19 protein-coding genes are annotated in these 21,193 nt (G+C 64.5%); 3 read left to right on the top strand and 16 right to left on the bottom strand.

The features are described from left to right. Positions 1-10 precede the first annotated feature (10 nt). The 13 genes from AM586_RS13190 to AM586_RS13250 form a co-directional block, all read right to left on the bottom strand. Positions 11-2,248 carry a bifunctional diguanylate cyclase/phosphodiesterase gene (locus AM586_RS13190; protein WP_082439794.1) on the bottom strand — a complete coding sequence of 746 codons (2,238 nt, stop codon included), beginning with the start codon at positions 2,246-2,248 and terminating at the stop codon, positions 11-13. A gap of 7 nt (positions 2,249-2,255) precedes the next feature. Then, entirely contained in the window at positions 2,256-4,361 is a 2,106-nt protein-coding gene (locus tag AM586_RS13195; protein WP_060567179.1) for an HDOD domain-containing protein, read from the bottom strand. Positions 4,362-4,699: 338 nt separating this feature from the next. Next, positions 4,700-5,974 (bottom strand): multidrug effflux MFS transporter, encoded by a 1,275-nt coding sequence (locus AM586_RS13200; protein WP_082439795.1) that lies wholly within the window; start codon positions 5,972-5,974, stop codon positions 4,700-4,702. A gap of 31 nt (positions 5,975-6,005) precedes the next feature. Then, positions 6,006-7,214, bottom strand: coding sequence for a class I SAM-dependent RNA methyltransferase (locus AM586_RS13205; protein WP_373995243.1), 1,209 nt, complete (start codon positions 7,212-7,214; stop codon positions 6,006-6,008). 163 nt (positions 7,215-7,377) lie between these two features. Beyond that, positions 7,378-7,980, bottom strand: a complete 603-nt coding sequence (locus AM586_RS13210) for a 2-hydroxychromene-2-carboxylate isomerase (RefSeq protein WP_060567137.1) — start codon at positions 7,978-7,980, stop codon at positions 7,378-7,380. Between the two features lie 9 nt (positions 7,981-7,989). Next, on the bottom strand, positions 7,990-8,403 hold the full coding sequence (locus AM586_RS13215) for a CopD family protein (protein ID WP_060567139.1): 414 nt from the start codon (positions 8,401-8,403) through the stop codon (positions 7,990-7,992). 80 nt (positions 8,404-8,483) lie between these two features. After that, positions 8,484-9,749, bottom strand: a complete 1,266-nt coding sequence (locus AM586_RS13220) for a glutamate-5-semialdehyde dehydrogenase (protein WP_060567141.1) — start codon at positions 9,747-9,749, stop codon at positions 8,484-8,486. An 18-nt stretch (positions 9,750-9,767) separates the two neighbouring features. Beyond that, complete coding sequence (gene holA / locus AM586_RS13225; protein WP_060567143.1) at positions 9,768-10,781, bottom strand: DNA polymerase III subunit delta; 1,014 nt, start codon at positions 10,779-10,781, stop codon at positions 9,768-9,770. Positions 10,782-10,796: 15 nt separating this feature from the next. Next, positions 10,797-11,318, bottom strand: coding sequence for an LPS assembly lipoprotein LptE (lptE, locus tag AM586_RS13230; protein WP_060567145.1), 522 nt, complete (start codon positions 11,316-11,318; stop codon positions 10,797-10,799). Between the two features lie 3 nt (positions 11,319-11,321). After that, entirely contained in the window at positions 11,322-13,982 is a 2,661-nt protein-coding gene (gene leuS, locus AM586_RS13235) for a leucine--tRNA ligase (RefSeq protein WP_047826798.1), read from the bottom strand. Between the two features lie 81 nt (positions 13,983-14,063). Continuing rightward, a complete protein-coding gene (locus AM586_RS13240; RefSeq protein WP_047826797.1) occupies positions 14,064-14,390 on the bottom strand; it encodes a barstar family protein in 327 nt (108 codons plus the stop codon). A gap of 168 nt (positions 14,391-14,558) precedes the next feature. Beyond that, on the bottom strand, positions 14,559-15,368 hold the full coding sequence (gene dapB, locus AM586_RS13245) for a 4-hydroxy-tetrahydrodipicolinate reductase (RefSeq protein WP_109370571.1): 810 nt from the start codon (positions 15,366-15,368) through the stop codon (positions 14,559-14,561). 16 nt (positions 15,369-15,384) lie between these two features. Further along, positions 15,385-16,002, bottom strand: coding sequence for an outer membrane protein assembly factor BamE (locus tag AM586_RS13250; protein ID WP_047826795.1), 618 nt, complete (start codon positions 16,000-16,002; stop codon positions 15,385-15,387). Between the two features lie 100 nt (positions 16,003-16,102). Between AM586_RS13250 and fur the strand changes: the two genes are divergently transcribed. Beyond that, positions 16,103-16,531: a ferric iron uptake transcriptional regulator gene (gene fur / locus AM586_RS13255; RefSeq protein WP_047826794.1), complete on the top strand. Its 429-nt coding sequence runs from the start codon at positions 16,103-16,105 to the stop codon at positions 16,529-16,531. Between the two features lie 76 nt (positions 16,532-16,607). Here fur and hrcA read toward each other — a convergent pair whose 3' ends face one another. After that, positions 16,608-17,621: a heat-inducible transcriptional repressor HrcA gene (gene hrcA, locus AM586_RS13260; protein ID WP_047826793.1), complete on the bottom strand. Its 1,014-nt coding sequence runs from the start codon at positions 17,619-17,621 to the stop codon at positions 16,608-16,610. A gap of 62 nt (positions 17,622-17,683) precedes the next feature. Further along, the gene (locus AM586_RS13265) at positions 17,684-18,397 is read right to left on the bottom strand and encodes an HAD family hydrolase (protein WP_047826792.1); all 714 of its coding nucleotides are present in this window, start codon (positions 18,395-18,397) and stop codon (positions 17,684-17,686) included. Between the two features lie 188 nt (positions 18,398-18,585). On the opposite strand from AM586_RS13265, the gene AM586_RS13270 reads away from it, so the two are divergent. Beyond that, positions 18,586-19,203: a hypothetical protein gene (locus AM586_RS13270; RefSeq protein ID WP_047826791.1), complete on the top strand. Its 618-nt coding sequence runs from the start codon at positions 18,586-18,588 to the stop codon at positions 19,201-19,203. Positions 19,204-19,218: 15 nt separating this feature from the next. Then, on the top strand, positions 19,219-19,911 hold the full coding sequence (locus tag AM586_RS13275; protein WP_047826790.1) for a hypothetical protein: 693 nt from the start codon (positions 19,219-19,221) through the stop codon (positions 19,909-19,911). An 898-nt stretch (positions 19,912-20,809) separates the two neighbouring features. Here AM586_RS13275 and AM586_RS13280 read toward each other — a convergent pair. Beyond that, on the bottom strand, positions 20,810-21,010 hold the full coding sequence (locus AM586_RS13280) for a hypothetical protein (RefSeq protein ID WP_047826789.1): 201 nt from the start codon (positions 21,008-21,010) through the stop codon (positions 20,810-20,812). Positions 21,011-21,193: the final 183 nt, after the last annotated feature.

Below are 21,193 nucleotides of genomic sequence, written 5' to 3' on the forward strand. Positions count from 1 at the left end.
AGTCCCGCCCTTATGCCTGGAAGGCGAGCACGTTGCCGGCGCCGGCCGGCATTCCCTGCGAGCGCAGCACGTCGACGAAGCGCGGCAGCGCCATCGGACGGTGGTAGAGGTAGCCCTGCATCGTCATGCAACCGTTCGCGCGCAGGTAGCGCGCCTGCGGCTCGGTCTCGACGCCCTCGGCGATCAGGTTCAGGCCCAGCCCGCGCGCGATCGAGATAATCGCCAGCACCACCGGATAGTGACCGTACTCGTCGTGGATCTCCTTGACGAAGGACTGGTCGATCTTGATCGTGTGGACCGGGAAGCGGTGCAGGTAGGCCAGCGAGGAATAGCCGGTGCCGAAGTCGTCGATCGCCACCGAGACGCCGAGCTGGCCCAGCTTGTTGAGCTGTTCGATCGCATGCTGCGGGTTGCGGATGCAGATGTTCTCGGTGATCTCGACTTCGATCTGGCTCGGCGCGATCCCGTAGCGCACCAGGGCGCCGCGCATCTTCTCGAAGAAGTCGCCGCGGTCCAGGTACTGCGGCGACACGTTCAGCGACAGCCGCACCTGGTTGGCGCAGATGTTCCTCCACTGCAGCATGTCGCGGCACAGGGCGCCGATCATCCAGTCCGAGATCGGGATCATCAATCCGTTCTCTTCGGCGAAAGGCAGGAACTCGCCCGGCGAGACGATGCCGCGGGTCGGGTGGTTCCAGCGCATCAGCGCCTCGGCGCCGACGATGCGGCCGCTGGCGGCGTCGATCTGCGGCTGGTAGTACATCTCCAGCTCATCGTTCTCGAGGGCGCGGCGCAGGCTCTGGCCGAGCGCGATCTTCTGATGCGAGATGTCCTGCATCGAGGCGTCGTAGAAGGCGTGGCCGTTCTTGCCTTGTCCCTTGACCTGGTACATGGCGATGTCGGCGTGGCGCAGCAGCTCGTCGATCGACTCGCCGTGCCCCGGATAGATCGCGATGCCGATCGAGGCCGAGATGTGGACCTGGTGGCCGTCGAGGTCGAACGGCAGCTGCAGGCATTCGAGGAATTTGTCGGCGACCATGCGGGCGTCGTCGCGGTCGCGCAGCTCGGGCAGCACGATGGTGAACTCGTCGCCGCCCTGGCGCGCCAGGGTGTCGCCCTTGCGCAGGCACTCCTTCAGGCGCACCGCGACCTGCTGCAGCAGCTCGTCGCCCTTGACGTGGCCGAGGGTGTCGTTGACCAGCTTGAAGCGGTCCAGGTCGATGAACATCACCGCGAGCTCGGTCTGCTTGCGCTTGGCCTGGATCACCGCCAGGCCGAGCCGGTCCTTGAACAGGATGCGGTTCGGCAGGTCGGTCAGGATGTCGTGGTAGGCCTGGTAGGAGATGACCTCTTCGGCGCGCTTGCGGTCGGTGATGTCGCGCGCCACGCCATAGGTGCCGAAGAATTCCAGCTTCTTCACCTCCTGGTCGGGCACGTGCATGCCGATCGCGTTCAGCGAGATCGTCATCAGGGTGTTGTTGAAGGTGCGTTCCTGGTTCGAGCCCGCATGGCACTTCAGGCGCAGCTCGACGTTGCGCGAGGCGCGCTCGTCGACGCGGCGCTCGTTGAAGGAATAGCGTGCGCGCTCAAGGTCTTCGTCATGCACCAGCACCGAGTAGTGCTGGCCGATCAGCTCCTCGCGCTTGTAGCCGAGCAGCTGGTAGGCACGGTCGTTGACGAAGGTGAATTTGCCTTCATGGTTCAGGGTATAGATGATGTCCGGCGAGGAGTCCACCAGGTAGCGGTACATCTTCTCCGAGTTTTCCAGCTGGTTCGCGATGCGGCGGTTGGCTTCCTCCAGACGGCGCGCCTTGAGGGCATTGCCCACGGTCTTGAGCAGCTCTTCGCGGCTGTAGGGCTTGCGCAGGTAGTCGTAGGCGCCGCGCTTCAGGGCGCCGATCGCGGCGTCGATCCCGACTTCGCCGCTCATCACGATGACGTCGGCGTCGATGCCCTTCGCGTTGATGAAGTCCATGATCTGGTGGCCGCCGATGTCGGGCAGGCGCAGGTCGAGCAGGACCAGGTCGAAGCGCAATTTCGACAGGTGGCTCAGGGCTTCGTTGCCGGTGGACGCGGTGACGAGCTGGTAGCCACGGCCCTGCAGCAGGTCGTACAGCGAGGACAGCAGGCGCGGCTCGTCGTCGACCAGCAGCAATCTGGGTTGCTCCAGTCCAGCCGGGAATGCAGCTTGCGGCACGAGCGTGTCGTGGGGCGTGGGCGACGGGGCGCCGGCGGAGATGGGATTCATTGTTACCTTATACGGATCCGAGCGCGCGCACCGGCGATCCGGCCGGGGCGCTGGCGCCGGCATGCGCCGGCAGCAGAATTTCGAAACTGGTGCCGGTCTTGCCGCTGCGGCAGGCGATATGCCCGTTCAGCTTCTTGACCAGGCTGTGCACGATCGACAGGCCGAGCCCGTGGTGCGGACCTTCCTTGGTGCTCTTCACGGCGGAGAACAGGTTGGCCAGCACCTCGCGCGACAGGCCCGGACCGGTGTCGGAGACGACCAGCTCCAGGTACAGCCTGCGCTCGCGGTTGACGTGGCCGCGGTTCGCGATCTCGATGCGTCCGCCGGTGGCGGCCAGCGCCTCGATCGCGTTCTTGACCAGGTTGACCAGGATTTGCTTGAGGATGTCGGGGTCGCCTTCGATGCGGCCGGCTTCCTGCGACATGCTGACCACGATCTCGACGTTCGGCGGCACGAAGTCGGTCGCGCGGAACAGGCGCAGCACGTCCTCGACCACTTTCGCCACGTCGGCGCTGGCGCCGCTTTCGACACGCGGTTGGACTTCCGTGAGGCTGTTGACCAGCTGGCCGACGCGGTCGATCTCTTCATGCAGGATCGACAGCTCGCCGCTCACCGGCTCTTGGCGTTCCAGCTTGCTGTCCAGGACCGACAGATAGTTCTTGATGATCGACAGCGGGTTGTTCACCTCGTGCACCACGCGGCGCGACGCTTCCCGGTATTCCTCGGCCACGTGGGCCAGCTGGCGCCGTGCGTGGCCGCGCTCGGACATCGCGTTTTCCAGCGCGCTCGCGGCCTGGGCGCCGAAGGACTGCATGAAGCGCTCGCGCTTCTGGCAGGCCGGCACCTGCCAGCTCGCGATACCGCCGATCAGCACGCCGATGCAGCGTGCGCCGCTCACCAGCGGCACGCAGACCAGCGACTCGGTGCCCAGCATGCGCAGCAGCTGTTCCTCGGACAGGCCGAGCGGCGCGCCGTCGCGGCGCACGAAGGCCAGGCGGCGTTCCAGCGCGGCCTTGGCCACGGCGCCGCCCTTGGACAGCGGGATCGAGAATTCGGCGATGCGCTGCTGGTTGGCGGTGGGCGCGCCGATCAATGCGTGGCCGGTCGGGTTCTCGAGCAGCACGGCGGCATTTTCGAAGTCGAACAGCACGCGCGCCGAGCGCGCCACCGATTCCAGCAGGCCGCTCTCGCCGCCCTTGCCCTGCTGGCGCGCGAAGGCCTGGCCGATTTCCGAAACCAGCACCAGGTTGCGCATCTCTTCGGTCAGGCGTTGCTGCACCGGATCGACGGGCGGCGGCGGCGCGAAGGCCGGCAGGGCCGGGATGTCGTCGGCGCCGGCCAGGTCGATGCCGAGATGGACGGCGGCGCGCTCGACCTGGCGCGCGGCCTGGGCCAGCAGCTGGTCGGCCGCTTCCGGCTCGAGGTCGCACAGGCCGGCCGCCTCGACCATCAGATTCGGGTCGTCGGCGTGGCCAGCCAGCAGGTGCGCGGCGCGCACGATGCGGATCAGGGGGTGGGCGCCCTCCAGGCGCTCGCCCGGCTCATGGTGGTAGAGCACCGAGTCGGCCAGGAAGGAATCGAGCTGCCAGCGTTCGATCAGCCAGGCGCCGGCTTCGGCGTGGGTGATCTGGAGCGTGCGCTGCTCGACCGCGCACAGGTCTTCGTCGTCGCGCGCGGTGAAGTTGAAGCCGTATTCCTTGGGGGCGGTGGCCAGCAGGGCCAGGCGACCGACGTTGTGCAGTAGGCCGGCCAGGTAGGCTTCCTCGGGCTGCGAGTAATTTACGTGGCGGGCCAGCTCGCGCGCCAGCACCGCGGCGGTCAGCGAGTTCTTCCAGAATGCGCGCAGATCGGTGGCGCCGGAATTCGGGAAGCTGTTAAAGGTCTGGAACACCGAATCGCTGATCACCAGGATCTTGATCATGTCGGTGCCGAGCGTCACCATGGCCTGCTCGAGATTGGGCAGGCGCCCGCCCCGGAAATAGGCCGAGCTGTTGGCGACGGTCAGGATCTTGCCCGTCATGCCCGCATCCTTGGCCACCAGCGCAGCCAGCTCGGGCATGCCGAGGTCGTCCGCCTGCAGGTGGGCCAGCAGCTTGATGAGAATCTGCGGCATGGCCGGCAGCCGCGCGATCAGCAAGCGGTTGCGGATATCCTGGTCTGGTTGGTGTATGGTTTCAAGCACGGCCGCCACTGCTGTTCTGGAAAATGGGTGGCGGCCTCAAGGGCTAAGCTGCCACGATTATTCTTCTTGTGTTCCCCGGAACAGAGCAGTGTTTGGGCCTCTGTTCCGAAACGTGAAACTTATCTTAGCATATATACATTTCTGACCGGGAACAACATTTTCCAGAAAAAGTGATGTGTTTTAGAGTCAGAACTCAGCCGGGCGTATTGACGCATCGCAATAATCTGTAGGGTGGGGTGATCCAAGCCCCCGGCTTGGATCACCCCACCCTACGCCATCGCCAGTTTGCGCCGGTAATGGCGCGACACCATCCAGCACGTCAACGAGGCCAGCGCAAACCCGGCCTGGCCCAGCGCCATCGCCAGCACGGAATAGGTCAGCGCCGGCGCGATGACGCCGGCCACGATGGCGCCCATCAGGGTGGTGACGAAGGATTGGCAGGACGCCACCGTGCCGCGGATGTGCGGGAACAGGTCGAGCGTCAGCAGGGTCGCGCTGGGGTTGATGATCGAGCTGCCGAAGTTATAGAAGAACATCGGCAGCAAGGTCCAGGGGACCGCTGGCGGCAGGAAGGCGTGGTACAGCACGCTGCCGGTCACTGCAGCCAGCATGAGGGCGTAGCCGATCCCGATCTGGCGCCCGTAATGCATCTTGCCGGCCAGGCGGTTGGCGACCAGCGCGCCCAGGAAGATGCCGGCCACCGCCGGCACGAACAGCCAGGCGAACTCCGACGGTCCCAGGTGCAGGTGCACCGGCAGCAGCACCGGCGCGCCGGCGATGAACAGGAACATGCCGCCGAAGTTGAAGGCGACCACCGACGACTTCATCTGGAACAGCACCGAGGTGAAGATGTCCCAGTAGCTGCGCGCCAGGAAGCGCGGGTTGAAGGGCTGGCGCCGCTCTTTCGGCATGGTCTCCGGCAGGTGCTGCCAGCAGACCCACCACAACCCGAGGCTGAACACCAGCAGGCCAAGGAAGATCGCGCGCCAGTCCAGCAGCGTGACGATCCAGCCGCCCAGCACCGGCGCGATCGCCGGCGCGATCGAGAAGATCATCGTCACCATCGACAGCAGGCGCGCCGCCGGCGCGTCCGAGTACAGGTCGCGGATGATCGCCCGCCCCACCACCACCCCGGCCCCGGCCGAGATGCCCTGCATGATGCGGAAGATCCACAGGTAGTGCACCGAATGCGCCGAGGCGCAGCCGAGGGTGCCGACCGCGAACACGATCAGCCCGACCAGCACCACGTTGCGGCGTCCGAAGGCGTCCGACATCGCGCCATGCCACAGCGACATGACGGCGAAGGCCAGCATATAGGCCGTCAGGGTCTGCTGGACCTCGAGCGGGGTCGCATGCAGGGTCTCCTGGATGCGCGGGAAGGCCGGCAGGTAGGCATCGACCGAGAACGGTCCCAGCATCGCCAGCGCGGCCAGCAGGGCCGCCAGGCCGCCGGCCGACAGCATGGTGACCTTGTGCGGTTCGGGCAGCGGGACCGGGATGACGGGGTCTTTGGGCAGGTTGTCCGGTTCGGGTTCGGGCAGCATCGTCAGTCTTGTTGGGGTTTGAGGTCGAACTTCACTGCGCCTGCGGCTTTGCTGCGTCCCTGCGGTTGAAGCCGGCGACCATGTCGAAGCGGAACAGGCGGCATTCGAGCGCGCCGTTGAAGAACGGGGTCTTGCGCGATTCCTTCAGGCGCAGCATCTTCGGCAACGAGAGGTCGGCGGTGAACAGGTACACGGTCCAGCCGGCGAAGCGCTGCTTCAGGGTGCCGGACAGGGCCTGGTAGAAGCCGACCGCCATCTCGTCCTGCGGGATGGTGGAGTCGCCGCGCACGCCGATGCGCTCGCCGTACGGCGGATTGGTCAGCAGGATGCCCGGCTGGCTGGTGGGCGGCTGCACCTGCTGCGCCTCGATCTGCTTGAGCGGCACCTCGAACAGCACGCCGGCCACGCGCAGGTTATGGCGCGTCATCGCCACCATGTCGCCCGAGATGTCGGAGCCGAAGATGGTCGGTTCGAGCGGCAGCGGGTTCGGCTTGATCGACGCCTTCATGTCCTGCCAGGCCTTGCTGTCGAAGTTGTGGAATTTTTCGAAGGCGAAGCGACGGCGCGCGCCCGGCGGGATGCCCTGCACCATCTGGGCCGCCTCGATCAGGATCGTGCCCGAACCGCACATCGGGTCGAACAGCGGCACGCCGGGCTTCCAGCCGGCCACGCGCAGCAGGCCGGCGGCCAGGTTCTCGCGCAGCGGCGCATCGCCGGTTTCCTCGCGCCAGCCGCGCTTGAACAGCGCTTCGCCGGAGGTGTCGAGGTAGACCGTGAAATTGCGCTGGTCGAGGAAGCCGAGGATGCGCATGTCCGGCTCGCGCGTGTTGACCGAGGGACGCTTGCCGAACTGGTCGCGGAAGCGGTCGCAGACGGCGTCCTTGATCTTCAGCGTGGTGAACTCGAGGCTCTTCAGCGGCGACTTCACGGCCGTGATGTCGACCCGGATCGTGTGGTCGACGTCGAACCAGTCTTCCCAGGGCTGCTCGAGCACCAGGTCGTAGATGTCGTTCTCGTTGTTGTAGGTGCGGTTCGCGATGCGCATCAGCACGCGCGAGGCGATGCGCGAATGCAGGTTGATGCGGTAGGCGTCCTGCATGCTGCCCGAGCAGTGCACGCCGCCCGGCACCTGGTTGTGCACCTTCAGCGTGGCGCTGCTGGTGGTCTGCGCGATCTCGGCGAGTTCTTCGGCAAGCGCCGCTTCCATGCCGCGCGGGCAGGGGCAAAAATATGAGGTCATCAGGTGTACCCTTTATCCGTTGTGGTGGGGGACTCGCAAACCTGCTGCGCGTTGCAGATTCGGCCTGCGATGCTCGCGACGGTTTGCGAGACCCCTGTTGCTGTGTTAAAAAAACAAAACGGCCGGAACCGATCCGGCCGCACTTACATCCCGATCACTCGGGTTAAACCTGGAGCAGCCGTTCGACAAAATCGAGCCGGTCCTGGCCCCAGAAGCCCTGGCCGTCGACGACATACCAGGGCGCGCCGAACACGCCGGCGGCCAGTGCTTCCTGCGTGAATGCGTCGTACTTCCGCTGCGTTTCCGGCGCGCGCGAAGCGTCCAGCAGGGCCGCAGCGTCGTAGCCGGCGTCGCCCGCCAGCTGCTCGAGCGTGGCCGGGTCCGCGATATTTTTCTCTTCCGCCCAGACCGCGCGCACGATGGCGGTGGCCAGTTCCAGGGCCTGGTCGGCCCCTTTCTCGTCGCGGGCGGCCACCAGCAGCAGCGATGCCGGCTTCTGGTCGACCGGGAAGAACTTCGGCTGCAGGTTCATCGGCAGGCCGAGGTGGCGCGACCAGCGCTCGAGTTCCTGCAGGCGATAAGCCTGGCGCTGCGGCGCACGCTTGGCCAGCGGCAGGCCGCCGGTTTCTGCAAACACCGCGCCGATGTCGAAAGGCTTGGGTTCGATCATCGCGCCGTACTGGGCGCCCAGCTTGAGCAGGCGCTCATGCCCCAGATAGACATAGGGCGACTGCGGCGCGAAGAAATAATGGATGGTTTTGCTCATCGGACGCCTTTAGAAAGGTTTGACGACGACCAGGATCACGATCGCAATCAGCAGCAGAACGGGCACTTCGTTGAACACGCGGAACCATTTATGGCTGCGCGTGTTGACGCCGCGCTCGAACTTCTTCAGCAGCGATCCGCACGCATGATGGTAGCCGATCACGAGGAGAACCAGCGCCAGCTTCGCATGCAGCCAGCCGCCGCGGATGCCGAAGCCCAGCCACAGCCAGAGACCCAGCAGCAGCGCCGGCACCATCAGCATCGTGGTGAAACGGTACAGGCGCCGGCCCATGCCCAGCAGGCGTTCGGTCACCGCCGGGTTGGTTTCCTGCGCCAGGTTGACGAAGATGCGCGGCAGGTAGAACAGGCCGGCGAACCAGGAGGCGATGAAGACGATGTGGAAGGCTTTGATCCAGAGGTACATGTTTTCCTTATTGTTGACCCGTCGTTCCGGTAGTCAGTCGGGGTCGGAGTCCACCCGAGAAAACCGGGGTCCGACCCCGATCAGTTACGCACTTCGCCGTGACCGAACACGATGTATTTCAGCGAGGTCAGCCCCTCCAGCCCCACCGGGCCGCGCGCATGCAGCTTGTCGTTCGAGATGCCGATCTCGGCGCCGAGGCCGTACTCGAAGCCGTCGGCGAAGCGCGTCGAGGCGTTCACCATCACGGATGCGGAGTCGACTTCGCGCAGGAAGCGCATGGCGTCCGTATAGTCCTCGGTGACGATGGCTTCGGTGTGCTTCGACGAGTACCGGTTGATGTGCTCGATGGCGGCGTCGATGTCGTCCACGATCTTCACGGCCAGGATCGGCGCCAGGTATTCGGTGCGCCAGTCTTCTTCCGTCGCGGCGGCCAGGTGCGGATAGCCCTGCAGGATGGCGAAGGCTTCCGGATCGGCGCGCAGCTCGACTTCCTTGGTCGCATACAGTTCGGCCAGCCGCGGCAGCACGGTGGGCGCGATGGCGCGCGCCACCAGCAGGGTTTCCATCGTGTTGCAGGTGCCGTAGCGGTGGGTCTTGGCGTTCATCGCGATCGGCAGCGCCTTCGCGATGTCGGCCTTGGCGTCGATGTAGACGTGGCAGATGCCGTCCAGGTGCTTGATCATCGGGACCGTCGCTTCCTGCATCAGGCGCGCGATCAGGCCCTTGCCGCCGCGCGGCACGATCACGTCCACGAATTCCGGCATGGTGATCAGGGCGCCCACCGCGGCGCGGTCGGTGGTCTCGACCACCTGCACGCCGTGCTCCGGCAGGCCGGCGCCGCGCAGTCCCTCCGCCACCAGCTCGGCCAGCGCGCGGTTGCAGTGGATGGCTTCCGAGCCGCCGCGCAGGATGGCGGCATTGCCGCTCTTGATGCACAGGCCTGCCGCGTCCACCGTCACGTTCGGGCGCGCTTCGTAGATGATGCCGATCACGCCCAGCGGCACGCGCATCTGGCCCACCTGGATGCCGCTCGGGCGGAACTTCATGTTCGAGATTTCGCCGATCGGGTCCGGCAGCGCGACGATCTGGCGCAGGCCCTCGACCATGGTGGCGATCGCTTTGTCGGACAGGGCCAGGCGGTCCAGCAGGGCGGGTTCCAGGCCGGCGGCGGCCGCCGCTTCCATGTCGCGCGCATTGGCGTCGCGCAGGCAGGCAGCGTCGCGCTCGATGGCGTCGGCGATCAGGAGCAGCGCCCGGTTGCGGGTGGCGCTGTCCGCGCGCGCCATCGCGCGCGAGGCCGCACGCGCCTGGCGGCCGGTTTGCTGCATGTAGTCGGTGATATTCATGATGCGTCCTTAGCGGTATTACGAAGCGACCCGCAGCGCCAGCTGCAGCATCGCATCCCATGCATCGCCCGCGAACCGTTTCGCGCGCAGGCCCTTGACCATGCGGTCGACCTGGGCCGCCTCCTGCATGGCCGCTTCCAGGGTCGGCAGCGCGATGCGGCGCAGCGCCGGTTCCATCATGCGCTCGCGCGGACCCCAGATCCGGTATTCCTTCAGCAGCGCGCCCAAGGGCCGCCCCTGCGCCATCCCGGATTTCAATTTTAGCAGCGTGCGGATCTCCTCGGAGACCGCCCACAGCACCAGCGGCAGCGCCTCGCCCTCGCCTTTCAGGCCTTCCAGCATGCGCACCAGGCGCGCCGGATCGCCGGCCAGCATCGCTTCGGACAGCTTGAACACGTCGTAGCGCGCCACGTTCAGCACGGCGTCCTGCACCTGTTCGAAGCTGAGCTTGCCCGGCTCGTACAGCAGCCCCAGCTTCTGGATTTCCTGGTGCGCGGCCAGCAGGTTGCCTTCCACGCGGTCCGCGATGAAGTCCAGGCCCTGGCGCTCGACGCTCTGCTGCTGGCTGGCCAAACGCATGCCGATCCAGGCCGGCAATGCGGGACGCTCCACGTTCGGGATCTCGACGTAGACCGCCGCCTGCTGCAGGCCGGCGACCCAGGCCGCCTTCGCCGTCTGCCAGTCCAGCTTCGGCAGGGTGATCAGGGTCAGGTTGTCCGGGTTCAGGTCTTTCGCGTAGTTCTGCAGGGCCGCGCTGCCGTCCTTGCCGGGCTTGCCGCCGGGGATGCGCAGCTCGATCAGCTTTTTGTCGCCGAACAGCGACATGGCCTGGTTGGCGGCCAGCAGTTCGCCCCACTTGAAGTTGCGCTCGACCGTGAGCACGTCGCGCTCGGAATAGCCGTGCGCACGCGCGGCGCGGCGGATCTTGTCCGCCGCCTCCAGCGCCAGCAGGTGTTCGTCGCTGGTGATCACGTACAGGGGCGCCAGCCCCTTGGCGAGGTGCCCGTCGAGCGCCTCAGGCCGCAACTGCATGGTGTTCTCTCTTCCTTACTTTGCCGGCGGCTTCAGCGCCGCCAGGCGGCGCATGATCTGCTGCACCAGGTCGGCCTGCATGTCGCGGTACAGCAGCGCTGCCTCGGATTCCTTGGCCAGCACCTGGGTCTCGTCGAAGGCCATGTTCCGGCGCAGCGTGATCTCGGTGGCCGGCAGCAGCTCCACGCCTTTCGCATCGCGCACCGTGAAGGTCAGCGTGTAGGTCAGCAGGTATTCGCGCACCCGGCCCAGGCTGTTCAGCGACAGGATCGACTTGCCGCGGCTCTCGCTCAGCACCACGAACTGCGCTTCCGCTTCGTCCGCCTTGTCCGCGATGGCCACGTCGCCCGCGCGCAGGTTGCGCTTGAGCTCCGTGCCGAGCGGCGAGGTGTCGTCGAAGGTCAGGTACAGGCTGTGGAAGGGCAGCGTGTAGCTGCCGTTCGAGCCGCGCAACTGGAAGCCGCAGGCCGTCAGCGACGCTGCAACTGCCAGCGCCGCGACCGTGCGCACCACTACTTTCTTGTAGGAGGCGCGCATCGATTACACCACGATGTTGATGAGTTTACCGGGGACGACGATGATCTTCTTCGGCGTGCCTTCGATGAACTTCTGGGCCGCTTCCGAGGCCAGGGCGGCGGCTTCGATGGCGGCCTTGTCGGCGGTCTTCGGCACCTTGACGGAGCCGCGCAGCTTGCCGTTCACCTGGATCATCAGCTCGATCTCGGACTGCTCCAGCGCGGCAGGGTCGACTTCCGGCCACTGCACGTTCAGGATGTCGCCATACACCGTGGCGTAGCCGAGTTCCTGCCACAGCGCGTGGGTAATGTGCGGCGCCACCGGATTCAGCATGCGCAGGAAGATCGACAGGCCTTCGGCGATCACCGCATTGCTGGCCACCGCAGTTACATCTCCATCTCCGGCCAGCTTGGCCGACTCCAGGGTATTCAGCATCTTCATGCAGGCCGACACCACGGTGTTGTACTGGATGCGCTTGAAGTCGTAATCTGCCTGCTGCAGGATCTTGTGCACTTCGCGGCGCAGGGTCTTCTGGTCGTCATTCAGCGTACCTTGCTGCTGGCCGCCGAGCGCCGAAGCGATGCGCTCGCGCTGGGCGTAGGCGAAAGCCCAGACGCGACGCAGGAAGCGGCTCGCGCCTTCCACGCCCGACTCCGACCACTCCAGGGTCTGCTCCGGCGGGGCCGCGAACATGGTGAACAGGCGGGCGGTATCGGCGCCGTACTGCTCGATCTGGGCTTGCGGGTCGATGCCGTTGTTCTTCGACTTCGACATCTTCTCGGTGCCGCCGATGATGACCGGCGCGCCGTCCAGCTTCGAAGCCGCCGCCTGCGGGCGGCCGCGGTCGTCGAACACGAGGTCGACGTCGGCCGGGTTGAACCAGGTTTTTTTACCGGATTCGTCTTCGCGATAATAGGTCTCGTTCAGCACCATGCCCTGGGTCAGCAGGTTGACGAAGGGCTCGTCGAACTTCACCAGGCCGAAGTCGCGCATCACCTTGGTCCAGAAGCGCGCGTACAGCAGGTGCAGCACGGCGTGCTCGATGCCGCCGATGTACTGGTCCATCGGCATCCAGTAATCGTTGCGGGCCGGGTCGACCATCGCGTCGTTCGAGCCCGGCGAGGTATAGCGCATGTAGTACCAGGACGAGTCGATGAAGGTGTCCATGGTGTCGGTCTCGCGGCGTGCGGGCGCGCCGCAGCACGGGCAGTCGACCTTCAGGAAGGCTTCGTGCTTCTTCAGCGGGTTGCCGGTGCCGTCCGGGACGCAGTCTTCCGGCAGCACGACCGGCAGGTCCTTTTCAGGAACCGGCACCGTGCCGCACTTTTCGCAGTGGATCATCGGGATCGGCGTGCCCCAGTAGCGCTGGCGCGAGATGCCCCAGTCGCGCAGGCGGAAGGTGACCTTCTTGTCGCCCAGCTCCTTCTCGGCCAGGTCGCCGGCGACCGCGTTGACGGCGGACGTGTAGTCCAGGCCATCGTACTTGCCGGAGTTGATGATCTCGATGTTGTCCTTGGCGCCGTACCATTCCTGCCAGCCGTCCAGCGAGAAGGTCTCGCCTTCGACTTGCACCACCTGCTTGATCGGCAGCTCGTATTTTTTCGCGAACGCGAAGTCGCGCTCGTCGTGGCCCGGCACCCCCATCACGGCGCCATCGCCGTAAGTCATCAGCACATAGTTGCCGACCCAGACCGGCACCTGCTCGCCGGTGATCGGGTGGGTCACGAACAGGCCGGTCGGCATGCCCTTCTTTTCCATCGTCGCCATGTCGGCTTCGATCACGGAACCCTGCTTGCACTCGGCGATGAAGGCCTGCAGTTCCGGGTTGTTCTTCGCTGCTTGCGTGGCCAGCGGGTGCTCGGCGGCGACCGCGCAGAAGGTCACACCCATGATGGTGTCGGCGCGAGTGGTGAAGACGTAGAGCTTGCCGTCGTTGATCAGCTCACCCTGCTCGTCCATGATCACGTGCGGGAAGGCGAAGCGCACGCCGGTCGACTTGCCGATCCAGTTGGCCTGCATGATGCGCACGCGCTCCGGCCAGCCCGGCAGCTTGTTGTCGACGTAGTCCAGCAGCTCGTCGGCGTAGTCCGTGATGCGCACGTAGTACATCGGGATTTCGCGCTTTTCGACCAGCGCGCCCGAACGCCAGCCGCGGCCGTCGACGACCTGCTCGTTGGCCAGCACGGTCTGGTCGACCGGGTCCCAGTTCACGGTGCCGGTCTTCTGGTAGATGATGCCCTTCTCGAGCATCTTCAGGAACATCCACTGGTTCCACTTGTAGTAGTCCGGCTTGCAGGCGGTCATCTCGCGCGACCAGTCGATGGCCAGGCCCATCGACTCCATCTGGCCGCGCATGTGGGCGATGTTCGAATAGGTCCACTCGGCCGGCGGCACGTTGTTGGCCATCGCCGCATTCTCGGCCGGCATGCCGAATGCGTCCCAGCCCATCGGCATCAGCACGTTGTAGCCGTTCATCCGCAGATAGCGGTACATCACGTCGTTGATCGTATAGTTGCGCACGTGCCCCATGTGCAGCTTGCCGGACGGGTAAGGCAGCATCGAGCAGGCGTAATACTTGCCTTTGGGGAAACGCGGGTCATTTTCGACCGCTTTATAGGCGTCGATCGACTTCCAGTAGGCCTGGGCGGCCTGTTCGACTTCGGCGGGACTATATTTATCTTGCATGATGTTCTGCGGACTAAAGGGAGGTGAGCAGAACATTATACTGGGAACTTCATGACGGGCACGGAGTGCCCACCCCAGCTTTTAACGCAATTCGAGCTCCAGGGCCGGCTTTTCGCCGTAGTCCTCGTAGCGCTCGTTGATGCCGATGATGCAGAAGGCCATCTCCTCGAGCACCTCTTCCGCGCGCTCGCGCATGGCGTCCGAGTGCAGCACGACGATGTGCAGGGTCTCGTCCGGCCCGAGGCGGACCTGGCTCATGCCGTCCTCGTCACGCAGGTAGCTCAGGCAATCGACCCAGGAATCCATGGTGTGCGGATAGGAATCCGGGAAGCCGAAGGCGCGCTGGCTCTCGGCATGGAAGCTTTCGGTGTCGACGATTGCGGCGCCGTTCAGTTCGACGGTGGCCATGGTGTTTCTCCTAATGCGAACGGATATGACACCGTCGTCCCCGCGAAGGCGGGGATCCAAGTTCGAGGCGGACTGCACAACTTGGGTTCCCGCCGGCGCGGGAACGACGGTTTTTCGTGGTGTGGCCAGTATGCCAGCAGTCTGCCGGCCAAGCCGTACAGTTCGGCTTCAGGCCTTCAGGCCCAGCACATCCTGCATGTCGTACAGCCCGGTCTGCTTGTCGGCCAGGAAGCGCGCGGCGCGCAGCGAACCCTGGGCGTAGCTGACGCGGCTGCTCGATTTGTGGCTGATCTCGATGCGCTCGCCGATGCCGGCGAACAGCACGGTGTGGTCGCCGACGATGTCGCCGCCGCGCACGGTGGCGAAGCCGATGGTCGACGGATCGCGCTCGCCGGTCACGCCTTCGCGGCCGTAGACGGCGCAATCCTTCAAATCGCGGCCCAGGGCGTCGGCGATGACCTCGCCCATCTTCAGCGCGGTGCCGGACGGGGCGTCGACCTTGTGGCGGTGGTGGGCTTCGATGATCTCGATGTCATAGCCTTCCGAGAAATTCTTCGCCGCCAGTTCCAGCAGCTTCAGCGTGACGTTCACGCCGATGCTCATGTTCGGCGCGAACACGATCGCGGTCTTCTCGGCGGCGGCGCGGATCGCGGCCTTGCCGGCTTCATCGAAACCGGTGGTGCCGATGATCATCTTGATGCCGTGCTCGGCGCAGTACGCGAGGTGCTGCAGCGTGCCTTCCGGGCGGGTGAAGTCGATCAGGTACTGGGCGCCGGCCAGGCCCTGGGCCAGGTCGGAGCGGATCGTCACGCCGGTCAGCTGGCCCGAGAAGGCGCCGGCATCGGAATTGATGAAGGGATTGCCTTCGCGGTCGAGCGCGCCGGCGAGCGTGGCGTCGGGCGCGGCGGCAATGGTTTCGATCAGCATGCGGCCCATGCGGCCGCTGGCGCCGGCGACGGCGATGAGCAAGGGAGTAATGCGTTGCGTCATGGTCTTACTCCCCGCCGCGCTTGGCCGCTTCTTCGCGCTTGCGCTTCAGTTCGTCGAGCGATTCCTGCTCGGTCTTGGTCTCGTACTTCGAGATGCCGATCAGGCGCGAGATGTATTCGCGTTCGGTCGGCAGGTTGCCGCCGTCGATCTTGGCCAGCAGGTTGTCCTTGAAGTAGACGGTGACGCGGCTGGTGGTCAGCTCGCCGTTGCCGCGCGCGAGGTAGAACGGGTAGTCCCAGCGGTCGGCGTGGAAGACGTCGGTCAGCAGCGGGGTGCCGAGGATGAACTTGACCTGGTCGCGGGTCTGGCCGAGCTTCAGCTGGCTCAGCATTTCCTCGGATACGAAATTACCCTGCTGAATGTCCGGACGATAGGGCGAGAAGAACCACAGGAATTTATGCAGCTTGGTGACGGTGGTCGTCTGCGCGCCCGAATTCGCGATCGCCGCGGACTTGTCGGCATCGGCGGCGACCGCGGCCGGCGCGGTGCTCACCGGTGCTGCCGGCTTGGTCTGGTTACGCCAGGATGCGCAACCGGAGACCGCCATGGTCGTGACGGCGAGACCGGCCACGAGCGCGGCCCGGGCGTGGGAACGATGGAAAACGGCATTCATGACGCGCATATCTAACCTTAAAATCGAACGACTTTTGATTGGGTGGAGCTGCAAAACGCTATATCATAAAGCACTCCGCACATCTCAGCCCATCTAAGAGTAACAAAACATGAGCAACAACCCAACCGACCTGAAGGCCAGCGGCCTCAAAGCGACACTGCCGCGGCTGAAAATCCTGGAGATCTTCCAGAACAGTACGGTGCGGCATTTGACGGCGGAAGATGTCTATAAAACCCTGCTGAACGAGAGCATGGACGTGGGCCTGGCGACGGTGTACCGCGTGCTGACCCAGTTCGAGCAGGCCGGCCTCCTGAATCGCAATCACTTTGAAACCGGCAAGGCCATCTACGAGCTGAACGCCGGCTCGCACCACGACCACCTGGTCTGCCTGGACTGCGGCCACGTCGAAGAGTTCTACGACGAAGAAATCGAAAGCCGCCAGCAGAAGATCGCCCTGGAACGCGGCTTCAAGATCGCCGAGCACGCCCTGGCCATCTACGGCAACTGCCAGAAGACCGACTGCCCCCACCGCCACTGAGGGGGAGCCTCGCAAACCCGCAGCCGCTCGCGACGGTTTTCGAGCCTCCGATACGCTAACTGATTTAATGTTTCACTTACGAGTGGCTGAGCGCGTTCGACAGCAGCTTGGCCGTGATGTCGACGATCGGGATCACACGCTCGTAGGCCATGCGGGTCGGGCCGATCACGCCCAGGGTGCCGACGATCTTGCCGTTCACCTCGTAGGGCGCGGTGACCACGCTCATCTCGTCCATCGGCACCAGCTTGGATTCGCCGCCGATGAAGATCTGCACCCCGCCGGCCTTGCTGGAGACGTCCAGCAGCTGCATCAGGCCGGTTTTCTGCTCGAACATCTCGAACATCTGGCGCAGCGAGCTCATATTCGAGGAGAGGTCGCTCACCGACAGCAGGTTGCGCTCGCCGGCGATGACCATGTCGTCGGTTTCCTGCAGCGCCTCGCTGCCGGCGTCCACTGCGGATTGCATCAGGCGCGCCATGTTGTCGCTCAGCTGGCGCAGTTCGCCGGTCAGGCGCGCCCGCACCTGGTCGAAAGACAGGCCGGCAAAATTCTGGTTCAGGTAATTGGCCGACTGGGTCAGCTGGGACGGGCTGTAGTCGACGTCGGTCAGCAGCAGGCGGTTCTGGACATCGCCGCGCGGGTCGACGATCACCAGCAGGATGCGCTTTTCCGACAGGCGCAGGAATTCGATCTGCTGGAACGCCGATTCGCGGCGCGGGCTCTGCACCACGCCGGCGAACTGCGACAGCGACGACAGCATCTGCGCGGCGTTGGCGATTACCTTCTGCGGCTGGTGCGCGGGCAGGCGCATGCCGGCTTCGACGGCGTTCTCGTCGATCTGCCGCACGGTGAGCAGGGTGTCGACGAAGATGCGATAGCCGCGCGGCGTCGGGATCCGGCCGGCCGAGGTGTGCGGGCTGGCGACATAGCCCATTTCTTCGAGGTCGGCCATGATGTTGCGGATCGTGGCCGGCGACAGGTCGAGGCCGGAAATCTTCGACAGCGCACGCGAGCCGACAGGCTGGCCGTCGGCGATATAGCGCTCGACGAGGGCTTTCAGCAGGGTTTGTGCACGGTTATCGAGTTGCATGGTTCACATTATGCACGTTAGCTTGCTGCATGGGGAGTCGGGCACTTTGCAGAGTCACTCTGTCAGTCGTGGGTGCGCTTGAGCCAATCCAGCAGCTCGTCGAAATTGCGCACGGTCGCGTCCGGCACGACGCCGTGCTCGACATCTTTCTGGCTGCCGTTCCGGTTCATCCACACGCCGCGCATGCCGATGTCCTGGGCGCCCTGCACGTCGAGCAGCACGTCGTCGCCGACATAGACCGCGTCCCATGGCGCCACGCCCAGCGTCTGGCAGGCGGCCAGGAAGATCGCCGGCTCGGGCTTGGCCACGCCCAGCTCGGGCGCCGACACGGAGGCCTTGAAATGGTGAGCCAGGCCGATCGTCTGCAGGTCGGCGTTGCCGTTCGTAATCGTCCCGAGCAATACCTTGCCCTTCAGGCGCAGCAGGCCCGGCACCACATCGTCGTAGGGCACCACGGCATTGCGCGCGGCAAAGAACTCTCCCATCGCCAGCTCCACCTTGGCGCCATCCTCGCCAGCCTGCTGGAAGGCGGCGAGCAGGCCGGCGCGGCGCAGCTTGCCCAGGTCGAGCTGAAATGCCGGCTGTTGCGCCAGCAGTTCCAGGCGCGCCTGGCGCAGGCTGTCGATGGTGAACTGCTGGGCGACGCGCGGCGCGTGCTCGCGCAGCCAGGCAAACATGTTCTGCTCGGCCTGCAGGATCGCCGGGGCAATCGGCCACAGCGTATCGTCCAGGTCGAACAGGATGGCCTTGGGCCATTCGCGTCGGGTCGTGGTCATATTGGAAATAGAGGGAGGCCATTCAAGCATAGCGAGGCCGGCCGTGAAAAGCAACGCACAGACGTCGTTACACCGTGATACAAAGGCAAATGAGGCTGCGGCTTGGCAAATGCTCTAAAATGTCGGGCAATATTCTACTCAGCGGTGCCGCCGGTCTTCCGTGCGCCATCTCGTCCAACGGAGATTCTATGAAGAGTTCGACCCTGTATGCCGGCGCCGCGCTGGCATGCGCTCTTGGCCTGTCCGCCTGCGGCGGCGGTAGCGGCGACCTGCCCCTGACCGTAACGATCGCCGGCGGCGTGACCAAGGACGGCCTGGTTCTGGTTAACAAGAGCAATGGCGACGAGAAGGCCGTGCCGGCCGGCACCGCCAGCGTCCAGTTCAGCAAATTCCTGTCGACTGACGACGAATTCAACATCGACACCAAGAGCCTGCCGTCGAACGTCAGCGGCTGCACGATCACCAACGGCAAGGCGCGCGCCAACTATTACACGGTCTACACCGTCGTGCCGACGGTCTTCTGCACGATCAAGACCCATCCGCTGTCGGTCGCGGTGAATGGCCTGACCGGCGCCGGCCTGGTGCTGGTGAACGGTTCGGATCGCAAGCCGGTGACCGCGGTCGATACCAACGGCGCGCAAGTAAACGTCGCGATGGCGGAAATTCCGGAAGACGGCCCGTACGGCGTGACTGTCCTGACGCAGCCGGATACCCAGACCTGCACGATCAACGGCGGCAGCGGCACCATGACCGCGACCGGTCCGAGCACCACGCCCGTGGTCGCCTGCGGTCCCAAGACCCAATAATCTGGAGAGTAAAGTATGAAGTTCCACCTCGTGCGCCCGGCCCTGGTCCTGGCTTCGTCCCTGCTTCTGGCCTCCTGCGGCGGCGGCGGCGGCAGTGAGAGCTATCAGGTCAAGGTGACGGTCTCGAACCTCCTGTATCCGGGCCTGGTCCTGACGACCAACGGCATGGAGCTCTCCGTGCCCGTGCCCGCCAAGGCCGGCGATCAGCAAGTCGCGTATTTCCCGAAAGGCCTCGACTACGGCACCTACTACGACGTCGTGCCGAAGGGCGGCACCGCCGCCGCCGGCACCGGCGCGCAGCCAGCGCACCAGACTTGCGTCACCGCCGGTTATCCGCGCGAATACGGCACGGCCGGCCAGACCGCCTCGCTCGAGTCGGCGCGCACGCCGGCGATCGAAGTGTTCTACACCTGCTCCGTGAAAACCTATCCGCTGAAAGGCACGATCACCGGCCTGACTGCCGGTAACCTGACCCTGATTAACGGCAGCAACAGCCAGGTCACCATCGCCGGCAGCACGACCACCAGCCCGCTGCCGTTCTCGCTGCCGAATAACGTTCCCTACAACACGAGCTTCGGCGTAACCGTGCTGACCCAGCCGGATGGCTTCACCTGCACCGTCGCAAACGGCGTCGGCGTGATGCTGGACGCTCAGGAAGCGGCGGGCGGTGTCACCGATATCGCCGTGACCTGCACTCCGAACACCTGATCCAGGCGGAGGTAGTTTCGGAGGAGATATTTCTGTTTTGTATGTCGAGCATATGAAACAAAAATTGGACGAATATGCTGTAGTGCAGCATACTGCTCCTGTCTCCTCCAACTCTCCTCAGAAAAGAATTGGATTTAAGCCCGCCTCAACAGCGGGCTTTTTTTTGTGCCGCGCAGGGAGTTTTGAACTGCCGCACCCTCCCCTGCCCGTCGGGCCACCCCTACGTCACTGCCGATGAGCGGTTCGCCCTTCGCGCCTTTACCAGTGTCGGATAATGCCTAGGCGGCTTGACAGCTTTCAGAAGACAGCTTCCTTTTCGACGCGCCGTGAAACCGCATGTCATTCCTGTGCTCCACCGGTTCATTACGTCAGCGAATCCCTTCTCTTACTGCAGTGGCAACGATCGCAGCAGCCACTTGCACGCCACTTCAGGCAGCGCAAGCAGGTCACGAAGCGCCAAAAAACTTGGCCTGCCTAATCCAGTCACTGTCATTGACATAGGTTGCACTCAAGTCTTTATCAAAGGACCGCGTCAAGCGGTAATTTCTGGAATGGATTCTTCTTCAACGCCGCAAGAACGCAATCTGCAAAAAACCATAGCGTTGAGCGGCCTTGGGACAAGCGTCAAAAATGCTGGAGTCCGTAAGCGACGAAAAATGTTGCAGATATCGCCGAACCACTAGCGATCAGGACAAAGAAACCAAGGCTTACATTACTGCGTTAATTTCTTGATAAACATGTTTGTTTCTTATATCAAATATTCGAAACGAAAATTGGACGATTATGCTGTAGCGCAGCATACTGCTTCCTGTCTCCTCCAACTCTCCTCAGAAAAGAATTGGATTTAAGCCCGCCTCAACAGCGGGCTTTTTTTTTCGTCTCTTTCATCAGGCAGGCATTACAGCGCGGCTTTCTCTGCGGCCGTCAGGCGCTTGGCCGTCACCTTCACCACCGCCATCGGCGCGCCCTCGACCGACACCCGGACCTGGGCCTCATGACGCACGCGGGCGGTCTCGCCGGCGGCGCTGGCCACGCTGGTGATACAGGTCAGGAAGGCGGCTGCCAGGAAGATCGCTTCCATGTTTTTCATGATGTTCATGTCGGTTCTCCGTCGGGTGATTGCGTTGCGTTTTGTCTTTCGATGGTGTCACTGTAGGCGCCTGCGTCCTCACCTTCCAGCGGACTGCGACGAACTGCGGAAAACGCGGGATGGACGCCCAAAAACCGGGACTATGCGTTGCGCCGGCCGCCCTTTACGCATGAGAACGCTCAACAGCGCATC

Origin of the sequence: Massilia sp. WG5 (genome assembly GCF_001412595.2) — a bacterium.
In the GTDB taxonomy this organism is placed as follows: Bacteria; Pseudomonadota; Gammaproteobacteria; order Burkholderiales; family Burkholderiaceae_D; genus Telluria.

What these genes read in the sequence shown, in the direction of transcription:
- AM586_RS13190 (WP_082439794.1), bottom strand. Translation starts at nt 2,248, where the DNA reads ATGAATCCCATCTCCGCCGGCGCCCCGTCGCCCACGCCCCACGACACG.
- AM586_RS13195 (WP_060567179.1), bottom strand. Translation starts at nt 4,361, where the DNA reads ATGCCGCAGATTCTCATCAAGCTGCTGGCCCACCTGCAGGCGGACGAC.
- AM586_RS13200 (WP_082439795.1), bottom strand. Translation starts at nt 5,974, where the DNA reads ATGCTGCCCGAACCCGAACCGGACAACCTGCCCAAAGACCCCGTCATC.
- AM586_RS13205 (WP_373995243.1), bottom strand. Translation starts at nt 7,214, where the DNA reads ATGACCTCATATTTTTGCCCCTGCCCGCGCGGCATGGAAGCGGCGCTT.
- AM586_RS13210 (WP_060567137.1), bottom strand. Translation starts at nt 7,980, where the DNA reads ATGAGCAAAACCATCCATTATTTCTTCGCGCCGCAGTCGCCCTATGTC.
- AM586_RS13215 (WP_060567139.1), bottom strand. Translation starts at nt 8,403, where the DNA reads ATGTACCTCTGGATCAAAGCCTTCCACATCGTCTTCATCGCCTCCTGG.
- AM586_RS13220 (WP_060567141.1), bottom strand. Translation starts at nt 9,749, where the DNA reads ATGAATATCACCGACTACATGCAGCAAACCGGCCGCCAGGCGCGTGCG.
- holA (WP_060567143.1), bottom strand. Translation starts at nt 10,781, where the DNA reads ATGCAGTTGCGGCCTGAGGCGCTCGACGGGCACCTCGCCAAGGGGCTG.
- lptE (WP_060567145.1), bottom strand. Translation starts at nt 11,318, where the DNA reads ATGCGCGCCTCCTACAAGAAAGTAGTGGTGCGCACGGTCGCGGCGCTG.
- leuS (WP_047826798.1), bottom strand. Translation starts at nt 13,982, where the DNA reads ATGCAAGATAAATATAGTCCCGCCGAAGTCGAACAGGCCGCCCAGGCC.
- AM586_RS13240 (WP_047826797.1), bottom strand. Translation starts at nt 14,390, where the DNA reads ATGGCCACCGTCGAACTGAACGGCGCCGCAATCGTCGACACCGAAAGC.
- AM586_RS13250 (WP_047826795.1), bottom strand. Translation starts at nt 16,002, where the DNA reads ATGCGCGTCATGAATGCCGTTTTCCATCGTTCCCACGCCCGGGCCGCG.
- fur (WP_047826794.1), top strand. Translation starts at nt 16,103, where the DNA reads ATGAGCAACAACCCAACCGACCTGAAGGCCAGCGGCCTCAAAGCGACA.
- hrcA (WP_047826793.1), bottom strand. Translation starts at nt 17,621, where the DNA reads ATGCAACTCGATAACCGTGCACAAACCCTGCTGAAAGCCCTCGTCGAG.
- AM586_RS13265 (WP_047826792.1), bottom strand. Translation starts at nt 18,397, where the DNA reads ATGACCACGACCCGACGCGAATGGCCCAAGGCCATCCTGTTCGACCTG.
- AM586_RS13270 (WP_047826791.1), top strand. Translation starts at nt 18,586, where the DNA reads ATGAAGAGTTCGACCCTGTATGCCGGCGCCGCGCTGGCATGCGCTCTT.
- AM586_RS13275 (WP_047826790.1), top strand. Translation starts at nt 19,219, where the DNA reads ATGAAGTTCCACCTCGTGCGCCCGGCCCTGGTCCTGGCTTCGTCCCTG.
- AM586_RS13280 (WP_047826789.1), bottom strand. Translation starts at nt 21,010, where the DNA reads ATGAACATCATGAAAAACATGGAAGCGATCTTCCTGGCAGCCGCCTTC.